This window comes from Streptomyces sp. IBSBF 2435 (assembly GCF_036815005.1).
GTDB lineage: Bacteria > Actinomycetota > Actinomycetes > Streptomycetales > Streptomycetaceae > Actinacidiphila.
In genome coordinates, this window is sequence record NZ_JAJSYW010000066.1 from 12,972 (window position 1) to 31,510 (window position 18,539).

The 18,539-nt window shown below is 70.3% G+C and carries 17 protein-coding genes; 11 read left to right on the forward strand and 6 right to left on the reverse strand.

Features of this window, described 5'->3' with window-relative positions; all coding sequences use genetic code 11:
• The first annotated feature begins 184 nt into the window (after positions 1 to 184).
• Together V7E46_RS15315 and V7E46_RS15320 are read left to right on the forward strand one after the other, a co-directional pair.
• Complete coding sequence (locus V7E46_RS15315) at positions 185 to 931, forward strand: DUF1707 SHOCT-like domain-containing protein (RefSeq protein ID WP_333768928.1); 747 nt, start codon at positions 185 to 187, stop codon at positions 929 to 931.
• A gap of 408 nt (positions 932 to 1,339) precedes the next feature.
• Complete coding sequence (locus V7E46_RS15320) at positions 1,340 to 1,669, forward strand: WhiB family transcriptional regulator (RefSeq protein ID WP_329182386.1); 330 nt, start codon at positions 1,340 to 1,342, stop codon at positions 1,667 to 1,669.
• A gap of 129 nt (positions 1,670 to 1,798) precedes the next feature.
• Here V7E46_RS15320 and glpX read toward each other — a convergent pair whose 3' ends face one another.
• Entirely contained in the window at positions 1,799 to 2,830 is a 1,032-nt protein-coding gene (gene glpX, locus V7E46_RS15325; protein WP_329175175.1) for a class II fructose-bisphosphatase, read from the reverse strand.
• 214 nt (positions 2,831 to 3,044) lie between these two features.
• Between glpX and V7E46_RS15330 the strand changes: the two genes are divergently transcribed.
• Positions 3,045 to 3,584, forward strand: a complete 540-nt coding sequence (locus V7E46_RS15330; RefSeq protein WP_333768929.1) for a DUF4245 domain-containing protein — start codon at positions 3,045 to 3,047, stop codon at positions 3,582 to 3,584.
• Positions 3,585 to 3,612: 28 nt separating this feature from the next.
• Here V7E46_RS15330 and V7E46_RS15335 read toward each other — a convergent pair whose 3' ends face one another.
• The 3 genes from V7E46_RS15335 to xseA all read right to left on the reverse strand — a co-directional run bounded on the left by V7E46_RS15335 (position 3,613) and on the right by xseA (position 5,926).
• The gene (locus tag V7E46_RS15335) at positions 3,613 to 4,206 is read right to left on the reverse strand and encodes a malonic semialdehyde reductase (RefSeq protein WP_329175171.1); all 594 of its coding nucleotides are present in this window, start codon (positions 4,204 to 4,206) and stop codon (positions 3,613 to 3,615) included.
• Between the two features lie 179 nt (positions 4,207 to 4,385).
• Entirely contained in the window at positions 4,386 to 4,637 is a 252-nt protein-coding gene (locus V7E46_RS15340) for an exodeoxyribonuclease VII small subunit (RefSeq protein ID WP_333768930.1), read from the reverse strand.
• 59 nt (positions 4,638 to 4,696) lie between these two features.
• Positions 4,697 to 5,926 carry an exodeoxyribonuclease VII large subunit gene (gene xseA, locus V7E46_RS15345; protein ID WP_333768931.1) on the reverse strand — a complete coding sequence of 410 codons (1,230 nt, stop codon included), beginning with the start codon at positions 5,924 to 5,926 and terminating at the stop codon, positions 4,697 to 4,699.
• Between the two features lie 210 nt (positions 5,927 to 6,136).
• On the opposite strand from xseA, the gene V7E46_RS15350 reads away from it, so the two are divergent.
• Together V7E46_RS15350 and ppgK are read left to right on the forward strand one after the other, a co-directional pair.
• A complete protein-coding gene (locus tag V7E46_RS15350) occupies positions 6,137 to 7,132 on the forward strand; it encodes a 4-hydroxy-3-methylbut-2-enyl diphosphate reductase (RefSeq protein ID WP_329175166.1) in 996 nt (331 codons plus the stop codon).
• Positions 7,133 to 7,206: 74 nt separating this feature from the next.
• Entirely contained in the window at positions 7,207 to 7,950 is a 744-nt protein-coding gene (gene ppgK, locus V7E46_RS15355) for a polyphosphate--glucose phosphotransferase (RefSeq protein WP_329175165.1), read from the forward strand.
• On the opposite strand, the gene V7E46_RS15360 is transcribed toward ppgK, so the two are convergent.
• Positions 7,871 to 8,449: a DUF6542 domain-containing protein gene (locus V7E46_RS15360; protein ID WP_333768932.1), complete on the reverse strand. Its 579-nt coding sequence runs from the start codon at positions 8,447 to 8,449 to the stop codon at positions 7,871 to 7,873. The two genes, ppgK and V7E46_RS15360, sit on opposite strands and share 80 nt — an antisense overlap.
• Positions 8,450 to 8,625: 176 nt before the next feature.
• Here V7E46_RS15360 and ychF point away from each other — a divergent pair, with 176 nt between their 5' ends.
• On the forward strand, positions 8,626 to 9,714 hold the full coding sequence (ychF, locus tag V7E46_RS15365; RefSeq protein ID WP_333768933.1) for a redox-regulated ATPase YchF: 1,089 nt from the start codon (positions 8,626 to 8,628) through the stop codon (positions 9,712 to 9,714).
• A 419-nt stretch (positions 9,715 to 10,133) separates the two neighbouring features.
• On the opposite strand, the gene V7E46_RS15370 is transcribed toward ychF, so the two are convergent.
• Positions 10,134 to 10,421, reverse strand: coding sequence for a hypothetical protein (locus tag V7E46_RS15370; protein ID WP_333768934.1), 288 nt, complete (start codon positions 10,419 to 10,421; stop codon positions 10,134 to 10,136).
• Between the two features lie 242 nt (positions 10,422 to 10,663).
• On the opposite strand from V7E46_RS15370, the gene V7E46_RS15375 reads away from it, so the two are divergent.
• The 5 genes from V7E46_RS15375 to V7E46_RS15395 all read left to right on the forward strand — a co-directional run bounded on the left by V7E46_RS15375 (position 10,664) and on the right by V7E46_RS15395 (position 17,506).
• Positions 10,664 to 11,041 (forward strand): effector-associated constant component EACC1, encoded by a 378-nt coding sequence (locus V7E46_RS15375; protein ID WP_333768935.1) that lies wholly within the window; start codon positions 10,664 to 10,666, stop codon positions 11,039 to 11,041.
• Between the two features lie 5 nt (positions 11,042 to 11,046).
• A complete protein-coding gene (locus V7E46_RS15380; RefSeq protein WP_333768936.1) occupies positions 11,047 to 13,743 on the forward strand; it encodes a caspase, EACC1-associated type in 2,697 nt (898 codons plus the stop codon).
• 594 nt (positions 13,744 to 14,337) lie between these two features.
• Entirely contained in the window at positions 14,338 to 14,619 is a 282-nt protein-coding gene (locus tag V7E46_RS15385; protein WP_251490149.1) for a type II toxin-antitoxin system Phd/YefM family antitoxin, read from the forward strand.
• Positions 14,616 to 14,870, forward strand: coding sequence for a Txe/YoeB family addiction module toxin (locus V7E46_RS15390; protein WP_251490148.1), 255 nt, complete (start codon positions 14,616 to 14,618; stop codon positions 14,868 to 14,870). The genes V7E46_RS15385 and V7E46_RS15390 overlap by 4 nt, the downstream gene beginning before the upstream one ends.
• Before the next feature lie 1,238 nt (positions 14,871 to 16,108).
• Positions 16,109 to 17,506, forward strand: a complete 1,398-nt coding sequence (locus tag V7E46_RS15395; RefSeq protein WP_333768937.1) for a non-reducing end alpha-L-arabinofuranosidase family hydrolase — start codon at positions 16,109 to 16,111, stop codon at positions 17,504 to 17,506.
• The last annotated feature ends 1,033 nt before the right edge of the window (positions 17,507 to 18,539 follow it).

Here is an 18,539-nt window from a genome sequence, read left to right on the forward strand (position 1 = left end):
TCGCTGAAGCCCGTCCAGCATACGAGCGCGCGGGCCGCCGTAGGGCTGTGAGGTAGCGCTCACCGCCCGGCCGACCCTGGTGTCCTGGCGCCCCGGACGGCCCGACCCCTAAGGGTCGGATAGGGGTCAGCTCCGGCCGCTTTCGGGGTAGTCGCGATCTATCGCGTCTGTGTACGGTGGGCCGGTGGATGAATCGCAGCTCCAAAAGCCCGCGCAGCAGCCCGTAGAGCCCGTGCGGCGCCCGGAGACGCCCGTCGCGGCCCCGTCCGCCGCTGCGCCCGCCACCTCCGAGCCCGGCGCCTCCGAGCCCGCCGCGGAGGCGGACCTGCGCGCCTCGGACGCCGACCGGGACCGGATCGCCGACATCCTGCGTGAGGCGCTGGCCGAGGGCCGGCTGGACTCTGCCGAGCACTCCGAGCGCCTCGACCGGGTCTACGCGGCCAAGACGCTCGGTGAGTTGCAGCCCCTGGTGCGCGACCTGCCGGTGGGGCGTACGGCGTCCCCGGCGCCCGCCCCCGCCTACCGCGGCCACGCGGGCGACGGCAGCGGCGAGAACCCCCACCTGGTCGGCATCCTCGGCGGCGCCGAGCGCAAGGGCCGCTGGCGCGTCGGGCACAAGATCACCGCGGTCGCGATCCTGGGCGGCGTCGAGATCGACCTGTCCGAGGCCACCTTCACCGCGCCGGAACTGGTCATCCACTGCACCGCCGTGATGGGCGGGGTCACCATCAAACTGCCGGAGAACGTGACACTGCGCGGCGGCGGTGTGATCGGCATCATGGGCGGCTCCGACATCAAGGCCTACGAGTCCACGGACCCCGGCGCCCCCGTGGTCCGGGTGGACGGGTTCGCCTTCTGGGGCGGCGTGGAGGCGAAGGCCAAGCGCGGCAAGAAGGTCAAGGACTGGACCCGCAAGCACCTCGGCAACTGACGCCGCCCGGCGCCCGGCCCACCCCGCGGGCGGGTGGCCGGAGCGCCCGACCCGGCGCACGCCGGCGCCCAACGCGACCGCCCCGCCGCCGGGTTCGGGGCGGTGCGTGCCCACCCGTGCAACCCCCCTGGGGCAGTTGGGAAGGCCGTGGCAGGGGTTAATTCGTGTGGCGTGTGTGCGCCACGAATGTTGCGTGTTCACGCCAACTGCAGGTCAGCGGGGGTATCGGTGTGTGACCGGACGTGAACACGGTGCGCATGAAGTCGCGCACAGCGGGTAGGGGAACTGGACACGCCGCCGCGCTGCCGCCGCCGCACGCTGCGCACGGGGAGCAGTCGGCGCGGGCCAGCGTGGCACACCACGAGCCGTCGTCAGGAGTTTCCCGTGCTTCAACCGATCGAGCCCGTCATGGACCCAGCCACTCCACCAGGTCATCCACGCGACTTGGGCGGGCCCTGGCACTCGGAGGCGGCATGCCGCAGCGACGAGGCGGGGCTGTTCTTCGCCCCGTCGAAGGAGCCCACCGCGGCCCGGCTGGCCCGTGAGGAGGCCGCCAAGCGGGTCTGCGCCCGCTGCCCGGTGATGCTCGAATGCCGCGAACACGCGCTGCTCCAACCGGAGCCGTACGGGGTGTGGGGCGGCATGACCGCCGCCGAGCGCCGGGTCGTGCTGGCCCGCAGACGCCGCCGCGAGGTCGAACTCCAGCGCCCCGCCGCTCAGATAGCCGTGGCGGGCTGACCACGGCGGCGCACATCCTGCCCGGGTGGCGGTGCGCCCGGGAGCGGCCCGGTCCGGGCAGGAGGTGCGGTGGCACGGTGCTGTGGGGACGCGGGTGCGGCGGACCGCCGCCGTCGGCCGCGGGCGAGGTCAGTGCGCCCGGTCGAAGTTGACCGCGCTGTACGCCCGCAGCTTGGACAGCCGGTGCTCGGAGTCGATCTGCCGGATGGTGCCGGACTTGGACCGCATCACCAGTGACGAGGTCGTCGCCGTCTCGCGCCGGTAGCGCACCCCGCGCAGCAGTTCGCCGTCGGTGACGCCGGTCGCCACGAAGAACACGTTGTCGCCGCTGACCAGGTCCTTGGTCTCCAGCACCCGGTCCAGGTCGTGTCCGGCGTCCAGTGCCCGCTGCTTCTCCGCGTCGTCCTTCGGCCACAGCCTGCCCTGGATCGTGCCGCCCAAGCAGGTGATGGCGCAGGCCGCGATGATTCCTTCGGGCGTACCGCCGATGCCGAGCAGCAGGTCGACGCCGGTCCCTTCGCGTACGGCCATGATCGCGCCGGCCACGTCGCCGTCCGCGATGAACTTGATCCGGGCGCCGGTCTCCCGGATCTCCCGGACGATGCCGTCGTGCCGCGGCCGGTCGAGCACCACGACCGTGACGTCCTCCGGCGCGCTGCCCTTGGCCTTGGCCACCCGGCGGACGTTGACCGACGGCGGGGCGGTGATGTCGACGTATTCAGCGGCTTCGGGGCCGGCGACCAGCTTGTCCATGTAGAAGACCGCCGACGGGTCGAACATCGTGCCGCGGTCGGCCACCGCGAGCACCGAGACGGCGTTCGGCATGCCCTTGGCGGTCAGCGTCGTGCCGTCCACCGGGTCCACGGCGACATCGCACTCCGCACCGGTGCCGTCGCCGATCCGCTCGCCGTTGAAGAGCATCGGCGCTTCGTCCTTCTCGCCTTCGCCGATCACCACGACGCCGTTCATCGACACGGTGTGCACCAGGGTCCGCATCGCCTTGACGGCGGCGCCGTCCGCACCGTTCTTGTCGCCGCGGCCGACCCACCGCGCGGCGGCCATCGCGGCGGCCTCGGTCACCCGGACCAACTCCAGGGCGAGGTTGCGGTCGGGTGCCTCGGGGCTCACTTCGAGCGCGGGGGGCAGATTCTGTTCGGTCATCGCAACGCACCTTTCTGTACGAGGACGGCCGGATATGAGGGTGCTGCGACCTTATCGGGTTCCCGCGAATATGAGCAGGATGCCTGTCACATGAGCGGACCGCCGTCGGGCGTACGACCGGACCGCCGCCCGCCACGTGAGCGGACCGGCGCCGCGTACGGGCGGTCGGGGACCCTCGGTCGGGGCACGGCGGGGCATGGGGGACGATAGGGGCGTGGCAGCAGACAAGCGTGGCAACAAGACGGTCAGGGACCTGATCCTGTCCTTGGCGGTTCTCGGCGTCGTCGTCGCCGTCATCTACGTGTTCATCCCGCACGACTCCAAGGCCGACCCGGTCAAGCCGATCAGCTACTCGGTGGAGCTGGGGCAGGCCAGGCGGGACGCGCCCTTCGAGGTCGCAGGGCCCGAGGGCCTGAGCGCCCGGTGGCGCGCCACCTCGGTCACGTACAACTCCGCCGACCCGCACAAGGTCGTCTGGCACGTCGGCTTCGTGGACCCCGAGCAGCAGTACGTGGCCGTCGAGCAGAGCAACGGCGACCCGGACGCCTTCATCGGCGAGGTCACCCTCGACGCGCACCGCGACGGCACGCGGACGGTCACCGCCGGCGGCCTGGTCTGGGAGCGCTGGGCGGGCAAGCGGTACAACGCGCTGGTGCGCAAGGAGCAGGGCGTGACCACGATCGTGCTCGGCACCGGTCCCGACGGCCAGCTCACGCAGATGGCCGCCGCGCTGCGGGAGCGCGGCGGCCGGTAGGTGCCCGCGGGCCGCGGGCGGTCCCGACTCAGACGGTCGTGATGACCTCGTCGTAGGACAGCCGCGGGTTGCGCGGGAACCAGGCGTCCTCGCCCGGCTTGCCGATGTTGACCACGGCCAGCACCGAGTGCTCGCCGTCCGCGAAGAACTCCTTGTTGATGCCGTCGGCGTCGAAGCCGGTCATCGGGCCGGCCGCGAGGCCCGCCGCGCGCACGCCGATGATGAAGTAGCCGACCTGGAGCGAGGCGTTGAAGGCGGCCGACTTCTCGCGCACCGGACGCTCGGAGAAGAACGCGTCCTTGGCCTGCGGGAAGGCCGGGAACTGGGCGGGCAGTTCCTCGTGGAACTCGTTGTCCGCGGCCAGGATCGCCACCAGCGGGGCGGTTGAGGTCTTCGGCTGGTTGCCCCCGGCCATGTGCTGCACCAGGCGCTCGCGGCCCTCGGCGGAGCGGACCAGGACCACCCGCAGCGGCTGCTGGTTGAAAGCGGTGGGGGCGTACTTGACCAGGTCGTAGATCGCCTGGATCTGCTCATCGGTGACCGGGTCCGCGGTGAAGGTGTTCGCGGTGCGGGCCTCGCGGAAGAGAAGGTCCTGGGCGGCGGGGTCGAGTACGAGCGTCATGGATTACCTCTGGGGGGTCGGTCGGAGCGGTGCGCGGTCTCCCGCGCTCGGGAACACCCGATCCAACCTGCATGAAAGCTCAACCATTCCGGTTTCAACTGTGACCCCGGTCACACTCACGCGTCCGTGACCTGGTCTTTTACGCCCCCGGGCAGCTCCTGCCGCCGCCGGCCGACGCGCTACCCCTCCGCGCCCTCGCCCTCGGCGTCCCCGGCTTCCTCTTCCGCCGCAAGCGCCGCGTTCAACCGCTTGCGGGCGCCCTCCAGCCAGTGCCGGCACACCTTCGCCAACTCCTCGCCCCGCTCCCACAGCGCGAGCGACTCCTCCAGCGTGGCGCCGCCCGCCTCCAGCCGGCGCACGACGTCGATCAGCTCGTCGCGGGCCTGCTCGTAACCCAGCGCGGCGGTGGTGGTGTCCTGGTCTGCTGCCATGGAGCCAGCCTAGGGGCGGCCGCCGACAGCCCGGCTTCCGCTGGCGCTGGCAGCCCCGCTCACGCTTCCGCGCCGTCCCCGCCGCCCGCCACCCGTACCGTGAAGCCGCCCGCCGCCACCCGCGCCCGCAGCTCCTCGCCCTCGGCGACGTCGGCCCGGTCGCGCACCGCGGCGCCGTCCGCCCGCTGGAGCACCGCATAGCCGCGCCGCAGCGTGGCCGCCGGGGACAGCGCCACCACCCGGGCCAGCGTGTGCGACAGGTCGGCGTCCGCCCGGTCCAGGGCGTGGCGCAGTGAGCGGCGGCCCCGGTCGAGGCGGTCGGCCACCTCCGCCGCCCGCTCGTCGATCATCCGGTGCGGCGCCGCCATCGAGGGCCGGCTCAGCGCCGCTTCGAGGCCGCGCTCCTCCCGGTCCAGCAGCCCGCGGATCACCCGCAGCGCCCGGTCGCTGACCAGCCGTACCCTGGCCAGCTCCTCGCGCACATCGGGCACCACGCGCTTGGCGGCGTCGGTCGGTGTGGACGCGCGCAGGTCCGCGACCAGGTCGAGCAGCGGCGAGTCCGGCTCGTGCCCGATGGCCGAGACCACCGGTGTGGCGCAGTCCGCGACCGTACGCACCAGCTGCTCGTCGGAGAACGGCAGCAGGTCCTCGACGCTGCCGCCGCCCCGGGCCACGATGATCACATCGACCTCGGGGTGCGCGTCCAGCTCGCGCACCGCCTCGATGACCTGCGGCACCGCGTGCGCGCCCTGCACCGGGACGTTGCGGATCTCGAAGCGCACCGCCGGCCAGCGCAGCCGGGCGTTTTCCCGTACGTCCCGCTCGGCCGCCGAGGCGCGCCCGGTGACCAGGCCGATCAGCTGGGGCAGGAAGGGCAGCGGGCGCTTGCGGTCCAGCGCGAACAGCCCCTCGCCGGCCAGCTGCTTCTTCAGCCGCTCGAGCCGCACCAGCAGTTCGCCCACTCCGACCGGGCGGATCTCCACCGCGCGCAGCGACAGGGTGCCGCGCGGCCCGTACCACTCCGGCTTCGCGTGCAGCACCACCCGCGCTCCCTCGCCGACCACATCCGCGACCTGGTCGAAGACCGCGCGGAAGCACGTGACGCTCAGCGAGATGTCGTGCGACGGGTCGCGCAGCGTCAGGAAGACCACGCCCGCGCCGGGCCGCCGGGACAGCTGGGTGATCTGCCCCTCGACCCACACCGCGCCGAGCCGGTCGATCCATCCGCCGATCAGCCGGGACACCTCGCCGACCGGGATCGGCGTGTCCGCCGAGGTGCTGAGAGCCATCCCCCGACTCTAGCCCCGCCCTCCGACACACCCCGGGGGCCGCCGGAGCGGGCCGCCGCGGTCGGGGACGTCACCCCGGGGAACGCCGACCGTGTACGCCGACCGGGGCACGTACCGCACCCGTCGGCGTACTGGCGGCGGGGGAACACCGCCGAAGCTCACCGGGGCCGGTGCGCGGCCGCACCCGTGCCCGCCGCGGCCCCCCGTACGATGGACCGCATGACGACCGAAGCCAGCCGCCGCGTCCTGCTCGCCGCCCCCCGCGGATACTGCGCGGGCGTGGACCGTGCGGTGATCACCGTCGAGAAGGCGCTGGAGCAGTACGGCGCCCCGGTCTATGTCCGCAAGGAGATCGTCCACAACAAATACGTCGTGCAGACCCTGGAGCGGAAGGGCGCCGTCTTCGTCGACGAGACGGCGGAGGTGCCCGAGGGCGCCATCGTCATCTTCTCCGCGCACGGCGTCGCCCCGGTCGTCCACGAGGAGGCCGGCCGCCGCAAGCTGGCCTCGATCGACGCGACCTGCCCGCTGGTGACCAAGGTCCACAAGGAAGCCGTCCGGTTCGCCAACGAGGACTACGACATCCTGCTCATCGGCCACGAGGGCCACGAGGAGGTCATCGGCACGATGGGCGAGGCGCCCGAGCGAACCCATCTGGTCGACGGCCCCAAGGACGTCGCCGAGCTGACCGTACGCGACGAGTCCAAGGTCGTCTGGCTGTCCCAGACCACCCTGTCGGTGGACGAGACGATGGAGACGGTCGACGCGCTCAAGGAGCGCTTCCCGAACCTGCTCTCGCCGCCCAGCGACGACATCTGCTACGCCACCCAGAACCGCCAGGTCGCCGTCAAGCAGATCTCCGCGGACGCCGAACTGGTCATCGTGGTCGGCTCCCGCAACTCCTCCAACGCCATCCGGCTGGTCGAGGTCGCCAAGCAGTCCGGTGCCGAGGCGGCGTATCTGGTGGACTTCGCCGACGAGTGCGAGGACGGCTGGCTGGAGGGCGTCGGCACGGTCGGCGTCACCTCGGGCGCCTCGGTGCCGGAGATCCTCGTGGACCAGGTGCTGGAGTGGCTGGCGGTACGCGGTTTCGCGGATGTCCAGATCGTCACCTCGGCGACGGAGTCCATCCAGTTCTCGCTGCCCAAGGAACTGCGCCGGGATCTGCGTGCGGAGGCCGCCGCCGGGGAATCCGCCAAGAGGTGAGTTGTTTTCCGCGCGCCTCCCATGGGGGGAGCTACCGGAGGTGAGGTCCTCGGCCCGCCTCTAGCCTGGAGGTCATGGACGTGTTCGGTGTGGACATCGGCGGTACGGGAATCAAGGGCGCCCCTGTCGACCTCGACAAGGGCGACCTGTCGGACGAGCGGTACAAAGTGCTGACGCCGCGCCCGGCCACTCCGGAAGCGGTGATCGAGGGCGTCCACGACGTCGTCACCCACTTCGGCTGGTCCGGGCCGCTCGGGGTCACCTTCCCCGGCGTCGTGATGGACGGCGTGACCAGGACCGCGGCCAACGTGGACGCCGGCTGGGTCGGCCTGGACGCGCGCAAGGCGATCAGCGACCGCCTCGGCCTGCCCGTGGTGGTGCTCAACGACGCGGACGCGGCGGGCGTCGCCGAGATGACCTTCGGGGCCGGGCGCGGGCGCGGCGGCACCGTCATCGTGCTGACGCTGGGCACCGGCATCGGCAGCGCCGTCTTCGTGGACGGCCGCCTGCTGCCGAACACCGAACTGGGCCACCTGGAGCTGCACGGCCACGACGCGGAGAAGCGCGCGTCGGTCAAGGCCCGCGAGGACGAGGACCTGAGCTGGGAGCACTGGGCGCACCGGCTGCGCAAGTACCTGGCGCACGTCGAGATGCTGTTCTCGCCCGACCTGTTCGTGCTGGGCGGCGGAGTCAGCCGCAAGTCCGAGAAGTTCCTGCCGCTGCTGCACGGCCACGGGCTCAGCGCCGAGATCGTTCCCGCGGAGCTGCAGAACAACGCCGGGATCGTCGGCGCCGCGATGGCAGCCGCAAAGCTCTGACCGCGACGATCAGCGCGGCCAGCACCGTACCGGCGTAGAGCCAGCCGGTCATCAGCGCCAGACCGGTGAACAGGCCGAGCAGATGCCCGACCAGGCCGCCGTCCCCGCCGTCGGCGGTCAGCCCGATCCCGACGGCGAAGGCGATCGGCGCCGACACCGGGGCCGCCACCAGGTCGTACGGGCGTACGCAGACCGCCGCGGTCGCGCTCACCGCGACGAAGGCGAGGCCGAAGAAGACGCCGGGGCCGCCGAAGAGCAGCGCGTCGACGGTGCCGGCCAGCACGGTGACCACGGTGGTCAGCAGCCCGGTGCCGAGCCCGGTCAGCCGCGGCCTGGGCCGCTGTACGGCACGCAGCCGGCGGACCAGCGCGGCGAGCGGGCGCGCGGGCTTGGCCGGTACGGCCGGCGGAGCACCGCAGACCCCCGCGGCGGCCTCCCCGCCGGGTGCCGGGGGCGGGGCGCCGCCGGTGCCGCCCCGACGCGCACTGTGTTGGTCCACCTACCCAACGTAGGCGCCGCGCCCCGGGAAACCACGCAGCGTACCCGGACATTCGCCCGGCTGGGCGCCCGTGTTCGAGCGCGGGCGGGGTGCCGTGCCCCGGCCCCGTAGACTGGCGGCCGGCATCCGGGCTGCGGACGCCGGCCTCGTTACGGGAAGCTACGGGAAGTCGCCACGTGTCGCTCACCATCGGAATCGTCGGTCTGCCGAATGTCGGCAAGTCGACGCTCTTCAACGCCCTGACCAAGAACGACGTGCTCGCGGCCAACTACCCGTTCGCCACGATCGAGCCCAACGTCGGTGTCGTGGGCGTCCCCGACGCCCGGCTCGACACGCTCGCCGCGATCTTCGGCTCGGCCCGTGTGCTGCCCGCCACGGTCGACTTCGTCGACATCGCCGGCATCGTCCGCGGCGCCTCCGAGGGCGAGGGCCTGGGCAACAAGTTCCTCGCGAACATCCGCGAGTCCGACGCGATCTGCCAGGTCATCCGGGCCTTCAAGGACGAGAACGTCGTCCACGTCGACGGCAAGGTCTCGCCCAAGGACGACATCGAGACCATCAACACCGAGCTGATCCTGGCCGACCTCCAGTCCGTCGAGAAGGCCATCCCGCGCCTGACGAAGGAGGCCCGCCTCCAGAAGGAGAAGGCCGCCGTCCTGGCCGCGACCGAGGCCGCCCAGGTGATCCTCGCCGCCGGCGACACGCTCTTCTCGCACGGCATCACCAAGAGCACCGAGCAGGGCGTCCTCCTGCACGAGCTGCACCTGCTCACCACCAAGCCCTTCCTCTACGTCTTCAACGTGGACGAGGACGAGCTGACCGACGAGGCCTTCAAGGACGAGCAGCGCGCCCTGGTCGCCCCCGCCGAGGCGATCTTCCTGAACGCCAAGCTCGAATGCGACCTGGCGGAACTCGACGACGCCGAGGCCCTCGAACTCCTCCAGTCCGTGGGCCAGCAGGAACCCGGCCTGGCCACCCTGGCCCGCGTCGGCTTCGAAACCCTCGGCCTCCAGACCTACCTCACCGCCGGCCCCAAGGAATCCCGCGCCTGGACCATCAAGCGCGGCGCCACCGCCCCCGAGGCGGCCGGCGTCATCCACACCGACTTCCAGAAGGGCTTCATCAAGGCCGAGGTCATCTCCTTCGCCGACCTGGTCGCCACCGGCTCCGTCGCGGAAGCCCGCGCGAAGGGCAAAGCGCGCATGGAGGGCAAGGACTACGTGATGCAGGACGGCGACGTGGTGGAGTTCCGCTTCAACGTGTAGTGGGCTTTTCGGCCTGGACGGTACTAATCCGCAAATTTGCAGGTCAGGCGGGGTCGGCTTGGTGGGGGGCGGCCCCGCAGGCGTAGCGTGCGCTGGATCGAGTCGGCCGACCCCTGCCTTGGTGCGTGGCTCTTGGCGCCGGAGAGCGAGCCTGAGCGTGCATCCCGTCGCCCGCCTGCCGTCGGGTGCCGTGACTTGAAGCTGCTTGAACGGATGCGCAGCGTCCGCATTTGTCCTCAGCGCCGAGCATCACGCTCCGTCAGGGACCCTTTTCTTCCGTTCGTCCTGCTTGGAAATACGCCCTTCCTGCCGTTGAGTCTTTTGCGCATGGGTTTTGCCCGGCGATTCAGTGCTCCAGCAGGGTTTGGTGGAGACCGAATGAAGATCGACCCCCACCTGATCGTGATCGGTCAAGCGGGCTACGACTGCCTGGCTGGGCGCCAGGTCGCCCCCTGCCCGTCTCCCGGGTAGTAGACCTCACGCGTGTCGTCATCCGGATGCTCGCGGCCCACGATGGCGTCGAGTTCGTATCGCACGGACTCCAGGATCCTCAGGGCCTCTATCAGCAGATGCTCCGGTACGGCCTCCGGTCCCGCGTGCGGGTAAGCGGCGGCGAGCTGGGCACTCCGCTGCTGCAGCTCTCTCCGAACGCCGGAGAGGGCCAAGGCAAGGTCTTGGTGCTCCTTCAAGGTCAGCCCTGGGTTCATCCGGCCCCTCCTTGTGGCGTGCGGGTGGTTGCTGGCCCATGATGCCCGGCCCGGCACCCTGCGGGTGCCCTGCGACGCTGCGGCGGGCAGCCGCCTCCCTCGTCCTGCACGGGGGACCGACAACAAGGTGCAGCACTTCAGCCTGCGCAACCTCTGACGGACCCGGTGTCTCCCATGAGGTCCCTGTATGCGCCGCGCGCCGCTAGAGTTGCCCCTGCGGAGAGAGATCGGGGGAGAGGGTCGTGGCGTCTGAGGAGATACCGGTCCGGCTCGTGCTCGACGCGGGGGACGACGACCCGGAGTATGCCGAGGAGCAGCTCCAGTACCTGATCGAGGAGCTGCGCGGGATCGACCTGGCGAGCATCGACCGGGCACAGCAGGCCCCGCCGCCGGGCACCCGCGGGACGGGCGCTCTGGAACTGGGCGCGCTGCTGATCGGTCTCGGCAGCAGCGGCTCGCTGCTCCCGGTGCTCGTCGGCCTTGTACAGGACTGGCTCAACCGTAGGCGCTCCGGCACAGTGCGGCTCAAGCTCGGCGACGACGAGATCGAACTGACCGCCGCCACCGACGAGGTGCAGCAGCGCGCACTGGACGAGTTCCTCCGCCGCCACGGGCAGTAACCGCCGTGGTGTCTCGGGCCCTGGTCATCGCCAACAGCGCGTACACCGACGAGCACTTCGCCACCTTGCCGGCCGCCGCCGCGGACGCCGCCGAGCTGGCGGCGGTGCTGGGCGATCCGGACATCGGCGGATTCGAGGTCGAGACCCTCGTTGATGTCGGTCAGCGTGCGGCGACGCGCGCTCTGGAGTCCTTCTTCACCCGGGCCGGGCGCGACGACCTGCTTCTGCTGCACCTGTCGCTGCACGGATGGAAGGACATCCGCAACCGCCTGTACTTCGTCATGAGTGACACCGAACGCGACTATCTCGGCTCCACCGCCGTCTCCGCGGAAATGGTCGGCACCTTCATGGGCGAGAGCCGCTCCCGGCGCATCGTCGTCCTGCTGGACTGCTGCTACAGCGGAGCATTCACCCTGAACGCGCAGCGCCGCGAAGCCGGGTCGCCCACCGTCGACATCGGCGAGCCCTTCGCGGGCAACGGCAGGGTCGTCCTCACCGCCTCCACTGCCCTGCAGTACGCCCATGAGGGCGAGCAGGACGTTCGCTACAGCCGCACCCCCGCCCAGCCGTCCGTGTTCACCTCGGCGGTGGTCCGTGGCCTGCGGGACGGCTCCGCCGACCTCGACGGCGACGGCCTCGTCTCGGTCGACGAGCTCTACGCCTACGTCCACGAACAGGTACGGCAGCGCATCGCCGGCCAGACCCCCACGCTCAGCGTGGACAGCGCCCAGGGCACGATCTACCTGGCCCGCAGCCCCCGGCACGGCGACGTCGACCGGCTCGCCGAGATGCGGGCGGCCGTGCTCGATGTCCAGCCCTGGAAGCGCATCGGATCCCTCCACCTCGTCGAGCAGCTGCTCGGCAGCGTCCGTGAACCGACCCGGGACGCGGCCAGAGCGGCACTGCTCGGGCTTGTGGCCGACGCGGACCGCGAAGTCGCCCGCCGGGCACGGCAGTTGTGGTACGAGCGGGGACTCGGCGAGGTCCCTGCTGCGCGGGCCGCACGCCCCGCCCGCCCGCCACTGCCGCGCCAACACACCGGGACCTCCGGTCCGATGGTGGGCATCGACTTCGGTACGACGAACTCGTCGATCGCCCTCTTCGAGGGCGAGGACGTACGCCTGATCCCCAACATGGAGGGCGCACTCACGACACCGAGCCTGGTGGCCGTCACGGCTGACGGAGGAATTCTTGTCGGCACGGCCGCCAAGCGACAGTCGATCGCGAACCCGGAGTACACGGTTCGGTCCGTGAAGCTGCGGCTGGGCACGGACTGGAGCATCACCCGAGGCGCGGTACGACTGACCTCGGAGGATGCCGCAGAGCTCATCCTGCGGCGTTTGAGAGACGACGCGGAGGCGTACGCCGGGGAGCCGCCCCGGTTCGCGATCATGACGGTGCCGGCGAACTTCGACCTGGTTCAGCGGGCTGTGCTGGTGGAGACCGCCCGCCGGGCCGGGCTCGACGTGCAGCGGGTCCTCAACGAACCGACTGCCGCGGCGGTCACGTACGGGCTGAACAGGGAGGAGGACGCCACCGTACTGATCTTCGACCTCGGCGGCGGCACCCTGGACGTCACCCTCATCGAGGTCGGGGACGGTCTCGTGGAGGTCAAGGCGACCTGCGGCGACAGCCACCTCGGCGGTGACGACTGGGACCAGCGGATCGTGCAACACCTGTTGCGCCGGGTGTGGGACGGGCACGGTGTGGACCTCACGCAGGACGTCCCGGCGTGCCGACGGCTTCAGGAAGCCGCCGAGGCGGCGAAGGTGGAGCTGTCGTCGGCGAGCAGCGCCACCATCCGTCTGCCCTTCCTGACCTCCACCGCGGACTTTCCCGTCCACCTCGACGAGACTCTGACACGCACCGAGTTCGAGGGCATGACCAGCGACCTGCTGGCGCGCTGCCGTCGACCGGTCGAGCAGGCCATCCGTGACGCCGGGATCCGGCACTCCGAACTCGACCAGGTGATCCTGACCGGCGGGGCCACGCGGATGCCGGCGGTCGGTGAGCTGGTGCGCCGACTCACCGGTGGCAGACAGCCCTATCGCGGTCTCATCCCCGAGGGGATCGTCACAGGTGCTGCCATCCAGGCCGGTGTGCTCGCCGGAAGGGTCAAGGACGTGCTGCTCCTCGACGTGGTCTCGGCCTCGCTCGGTTTCGAGACCTACGACGGTACGGTGCTGAAGGTGATCGAGCGGAACACCACCATCCCCACGCGCAGGTGGACGTTCGTCGCTGCGGCTGAGAACGGGCAGACCACCATGACCGTGCACGTCGTCGAGGGGGAGGGCCCGAATGCCACGGACAACAGGACGCTCGCCGTCCTCGAGGTCTCGGATCTACCCCGGCACCCCCGGCGTACTCCGCTGATCGAGGTGAGGATGGACGTCGACGCCAACACCACCCTGCACGTCACGGCCAGGGAACTGCTGGGCCGCACTCACGAACTGGCCGGCCGTGCGAGGGAACTGACCGAGGCCCGCGCGGCCTTGGACCGCACGCGGAGCTCCGACAGCCCGGAAGCGGAACGCCTGAGGGCAAAAGTGGTCTCGCTGGAGGCCAAGTACTTCACTGGCCGGGAGTGGCAGACGAGGATCGACCGCTCCTCCATGACGCGGGCCGCCGGCCTCGTACAGTCCCCCCAGTGGCAGGAACTACACCGCCTTGCTCCGCTCGCCTGGGAGGCTCCGCCGTCATGACCACGGCGGCCTACCGGGCCGAGTGACGGCGGTCGCCCACCTCCGGAGGCTCGTTGGCGTCCCGGCTGGGGCACCACGCTTCTCGCTTCTGCAGCTCGTCCCACCAGTCCGCAGGCAGTCCGCAGGACACCCGTAAACCCCCGTCGGAGGCCAACGCACGCCAACGTGAAAGGCCGTGCCCAGCGCCCTGCCTGGCGCTCCGCCGCAAGTCAGGATCGGCCCGGACACCGTGTGAGCGAGCAGCTATGGGTGCCCTGACCTGCGGGGGAAGCGATTTGTGCTGCCTTGCAGTCCGCAGCGGTCCGCGACATTTCAGGTTCGCCCGGTGTCGTGGCCGATGCCAGGGCGCGCGCTGAGTGAATGGACCGCTGGGTGAATGTCCATGGGGTCACGACCGCGGCGTGGCATGCGCCCTGAACGACGTCACCCTGGCCGGCGTTCGGTAGCTGCCCCACACACTCGGGCAGAACGCCCAGTCGTTCCCGTGCTGACTCGGTACCGGATTCTCTGCGGTGCCGTCCAATCTGTTCCCTCTGCCCGGCTGGCACTAGAGTGGTACGTTATTCAGTACCACTCGGCGAAGGGTTCTCTGTCATGTCCATCACCGCGAGCGAGGCCCGCAAGGATCTCTTCCCGCTCATCAAGAAGGTCAACGACGATCACGAGGCCATCGAGATCGTCTCCAAGCACGGGAATGCCGTGCTCGTCTCCGCCGAGGATTACGCTGCCCTGCGTGAGGGCTCTTACCTGCTGCGCTCGCCTGCGAACGCCCGCCGCCTCCTCAAGGCCTACGAGAACGCTCTCGGTCGCATCAATCTCTCCGAGCGTGAGTTGATCGACCCTGACGCGGCGGATGCGGGGCAGGGCGCCGCGTGAGGCTCGTGTTCGAGGACCAGGGCTGGGAGGACTACACGTCCTGGCTCAAGAACGACCGCAAGATGCTCGCCCGGATCAACAAGCTCATCGAGGACGTCAAGCGTGATCCCTTCACGGGAATCGGCAAGCCCGAGCCGCTGAAGTATCACCTGGCCGGCGCCTGGTCACGGCGGATCGATGACGAGCACCGCCTCGTCTACCTCGTCACGGACGAAGAGGTCATCATCCTCGCCGCCCGCTACCACTACTGATCGTCCTCCGCCGAATGTCGGCCTCACACTCGTCGGCCAGTCCGCGGACAGTCCGCAGGACACCCGCAACCCCCGACGGAGGCCACCGCACGTCAACGCCAGATTGCCTGGTCAGGCCCATGATCGGCGCTCCGCCGCAGGCCAGGTGCGGCCGGATGCGTTGCGCTTCAACGTTTAGCGGGCTTCCTTAGCCTTACGGTGGCACCGCCTTTCACGAATGTGCAGGTCAGACGGGGTTGGCTCGATTCGGGGCCAGCCCTGCCGTCGTGTCGTGCGCTGGATAGCGCAGGGTGCAAGTGGTGTTGGCTCGCGCGTGCCTGTCCGGGGGGCTGGGAGGGCCGGACCCTCCCCTCCGACCAGGGGCACCGGCCCGATGGCGCGACCCCCGCCCTGTTCATACCCGGTGGCCTGTGGGAGAAAGTGGGCTCACGGCCGGTTCGACGCAGCCGAACGCGGTCGATTCGTTCACCGGCTGTGCGCCGTGGCCGACGAATACATGATCGGTGACACCGACGCGGGGCAGGCGGCGAGGGCTCCGCATCGAGCGGCGCGTCGATGTCCGGCCGCACCGGGTTCCACCGGTACTGGAGGTCGTCGCTGTTCTCCAGGAACCCCGCCTTCACCGGACTCTCCTGCATCTCGTCCAGCATGATGCCGAGCGGAAGCCGTCGATCCAGAAGGTCCCCTTCACCGAGCTGAAGCTGCCGTCCGGCGGGATCACGCCGAGGAACCGGCCGAGGCGGTAGCCCGCCCAGTCGAACTCCGTCCACTCGGCGAGGAAGTCCGGCCGCCTTCTTCAGTCTGCTTCCGGTCGCTGTAGGTCGGGTGGACCTCGGCGGTCTCGCCGCCTCGGCCGTCGAGAATTTCTGTACCGGAGCATTGACCTTCGAATGCCGCAGGTCCACACTTACCACCGTTTCGCGTCAGTCCCCTCCTGACGCTGAGACAACTCCGACGGCTGTCAACCCTCGTGAGCGGCCCCCCACCGTGTTCCTCGTGGCGGTGCGCTCAGCAGCGTGCCCCGCAGGACCGCCAAGAGACGAGGTCGAAGTGATCCCAGAGACCCGTTGTTCCTCCCCTCCGGCGCTGCGTTGCCGCGTGTGCCGACGACCGCGGCCGCGTGCCGCGGCGGCCGGCGGCACAAGGAGTGGCGGTTCGGTGCCGCAGGCTGGCGCTGGCCCTCGGTTGTTAGCGCAATCAATGGCCCCTTCGGGCTCATCACTCAAGGAGTACGTTTCATGACGCGCACCCATATGGTGAAGCGGCGACAGCCGCTGCTCATCGCATTGCTTTCCACCGTTTTGGCGTTTGCGGGAATCTCGTTCGTGGTGACATCGGCGCAGGCGGCGAGCGGCTGCCAGGTCGACTACAGCATCACGAACACGTGGCCCGGCGGGTTCGGCGCCAATGTGAGCGTTACCAATCTGGGTGCGCCGGTCACCGGCTGGCAGCTCTCCTGGGCCTTCGCCACCGGGCAGTCCATCACCCAGCTGTGGAGCGGGACCTACACCCAGAGCGGCACCCAGGTCAGCGTGACCAACGCTTCCTACAACGGCAGCCTGGCGACCGGCGGATCCACCAGCTTCGGCTTCAACGGCGCCTACACCGGCTCCAACCCCGTCCCCGCCGGCTTCACGCTCAACGGGACCCCCTGCACCGGCACCGTCACCACCACCCCGCCCACGTCGCCGACGACGACGCCGCCGACCACACCGCCCACGACGGGTGGGACGTGCACGCTCCCATCGTCCTACCACTGGTCGTCGACGGGAGCGCTGGCGCAGCCGGCGAACGGGTGGGTGTCGCTGAAGGACTTCACCAACGTCGTCTACAACGGCAAGCACCTCGTCTACGCCTCGAACCACAACGCATCGTCCTACGGGTCGATGGCCTTCCAGCCCTTCACCAACTGGTCGGACATGGCCTCGGCCCCGCAGACCGGGATGAGCCAGTCCACCGTGGCCCCCACCCTGTTCTACTTCGCACCCAAGAACATCTGGGTACTGGCATCCCAATGGGGCGCGACACCCTTCTTCTACAAGACATCCAGCGACCCCACCAACCCCAACGGCTGGTCGTCCTCACAACCGCTGTTCACCGGCAGCATCTCCGGCTCCGGCACCGGCCCCATCGACCAGACCCTCATCGGTGACGGCCAGAACATGTACCTGTTCTTCGCCGGCGACAACGGCAAGATCTACCGCGCCAGCATGCCCATCGGGAACTTCCCCTCCAGCTTCGGCTCCAACTACACCACCGTCATGAGCGACTCCCAGGCCAACCTCTTCGAAGCCGTCCAGGTCTACAAGGTCCAGGGCCAGAACCAGTACCTCATGATCGTCGAGGCCATTGGCTCCAACGGCCGCTACTTCCGCTCCTTCACCGCCACCAGCCTCAGCGGATCCTGGACCCCCCAAGCCGCCAGCGAGAGCAATCCCTTCGCCGGCAAGGCCAACAGCGGCGCCACCTGGACCAACGACATCAGCCACGGCGACCTCGTCCGCAACAACCCCGACCAGACCATGACCGTCGACCCCTGCAACCTCCAGTTCCTCTACCAGGGCATGGCCAAGGGTTCGAGCGGCGACTACGGCCAACTGCCCTGGCGCCCCGCAGTCCTCACCCTGCAGCGCTGATCTCTGTCAGGTTCCCCGGGACCGTACGGTCCTCGGTTGTGTCACGTGATCGGTGGTGGCTACGGCACCCGTCGTCACCACCGATCCATGGGACAGGGCCGTTGGTACTGAACGCACCCGGTACGGCGGCCGTTCCTCCGGAGTCGATCGGAATGCGCAGGCGACCGGTTCCACCCCCGCTCGCCGATCGGCACAACCGGTACAACCGGCTTGGCGACGCCCCCTGCCGCCGGCGCGGGCGAAGGGGGCGCGGTCGCAGGCCCGGGACGGTCAGCACAGTTCGGTGACGTGCACGGCCGAGGTGCCGCGCTCCGAGGCCCCGTTGCGGCTCCGGGAGCGGTCACTACGCTGGTGCGGGTGGTCGATCCCCAGGCACCACCTGACCCTGTTCCCACATGGCGGAGCGGTCGGCACCCCGTGGGGCGCCCCGACGTGTGCGGCGTGGGGACGGCGCCCGCCACCCGGGGGTACGCGCTGCGCCTCCACCGCCGGCTGACCGAAGCGGCGCGTACCTGGCACACCCTCGGCCGCCCGCCGCAGCGCCTGTACAGGGGTGTCGATCTGTCCGAAGCGCGCGCCGGTGCCGGAGAAGCGGGGCGGACCGGGTCGGTGCAGCGCCCGAACCCGTCGGCCGCATGCCGGTCACCGCGCCTCGCCCGCCCCCTGGCGACCGCGCTGGCCACCGCACGAACCGCCGGGTGGGCGCCGCCGGACGACCTCTTGCGGAGCTTCCGTGACGCGTGCCAGGCTGAATCCCCAGTGCCGCCCAGGGATGCCACCTGAGCGGCCCCGTGCATCCCTGCACCCCCACCTCGTGTGTGAGCGCTAACAGAAGCTCCGCACGTTGAACGCTCAGGGAGAATCCTGTGGAACGCAAACGCAGAAGACCGCACTTCAGGACGTGGCTGATCGGCGTGGTCTCCACGGCGCTAGCCGCCATGGGAATCTCGTTCGTGGCGACGTCGGCGCAGGCGGCGAGCGGCTGCCAGGTCGACTACAGCATCACGAACACGTGGCCCGGCGGGTTCGGCGC

Excerpts from the sequence above, each read along its gene's own strand:
- V7E46_RS15320 (WP_329182386.1), top strand. The coding sequence starts at position 1,340 with ATGGACCCAGCCACTCCACCAGGTCATCCACGCGACTTGGGCGGGCCC.
- glpX (WP_329175175.1), bottom strand. The coding sequence starts at position 2,830 with ATGACCGAACAGAATCTGCCCCCCGCGCTCGAAGTGAGCCCCGAGGCA.
- V7E46_RS15335 (WP_329175171.1), bottom strand. The coding sequence starts at position 4,206 with ATGACGCTCGTACTCGACCCCGCCGCCCAGGACCTTCTCTTCCGCGAG.
- V7E46_RS15340 (WP_333768930.1), bottom strand. The coding sequence starts at position 4,637 with ATGGCAGCAGACCAGGACACCACCACCGCCGCGCTGGGTTACGAGCAG.
- xseA (WP_333768931.1), bottom strand. The coding sequence starts at position 5,926 with ATGGCTCTCAGCACCTCGGCGGACACGCCGATCCCGGTCGGCGAGGTG.
- V7E46_RS15350 (WP_329175166.1), top strand. The coding sequence starts at position 6,137 with ATGGACCGCATGACGACCGAAGCCAGCCGCCGCGTCCTGCTCGCCGCC.
- ppgK (WP_329175165.1), top strand. The coding sequence starts at position 7,207 with ATGGACGTGTTCGGTGTGGACATCGGCGGTACGGGAATCAAGGGCGCC.
- V7E46_RS15370 (WP_333768934.1), bottom strand. The coding sequence starts at position 10,421 with ATGAACCCAGGGCTGACCTTGAAGGAGCACCAAGACCTTGCCTTGGCC.
- V7E46_RS15385 (WP_251490149.1), top strand. The coding sequence starts at position 14,338 with ATGTCCATCACCGCGAGCGAGGCCCGCAAGGATCTCTTCCCGCTCATC.
- V7E46_RS15395 (WP_333768937.1), top strand. The coding sequence starts at position 16,109 with ATGACGCGCACCCATATGGTGAAGCGGCGACAGCCGCTGCTCATCGCA.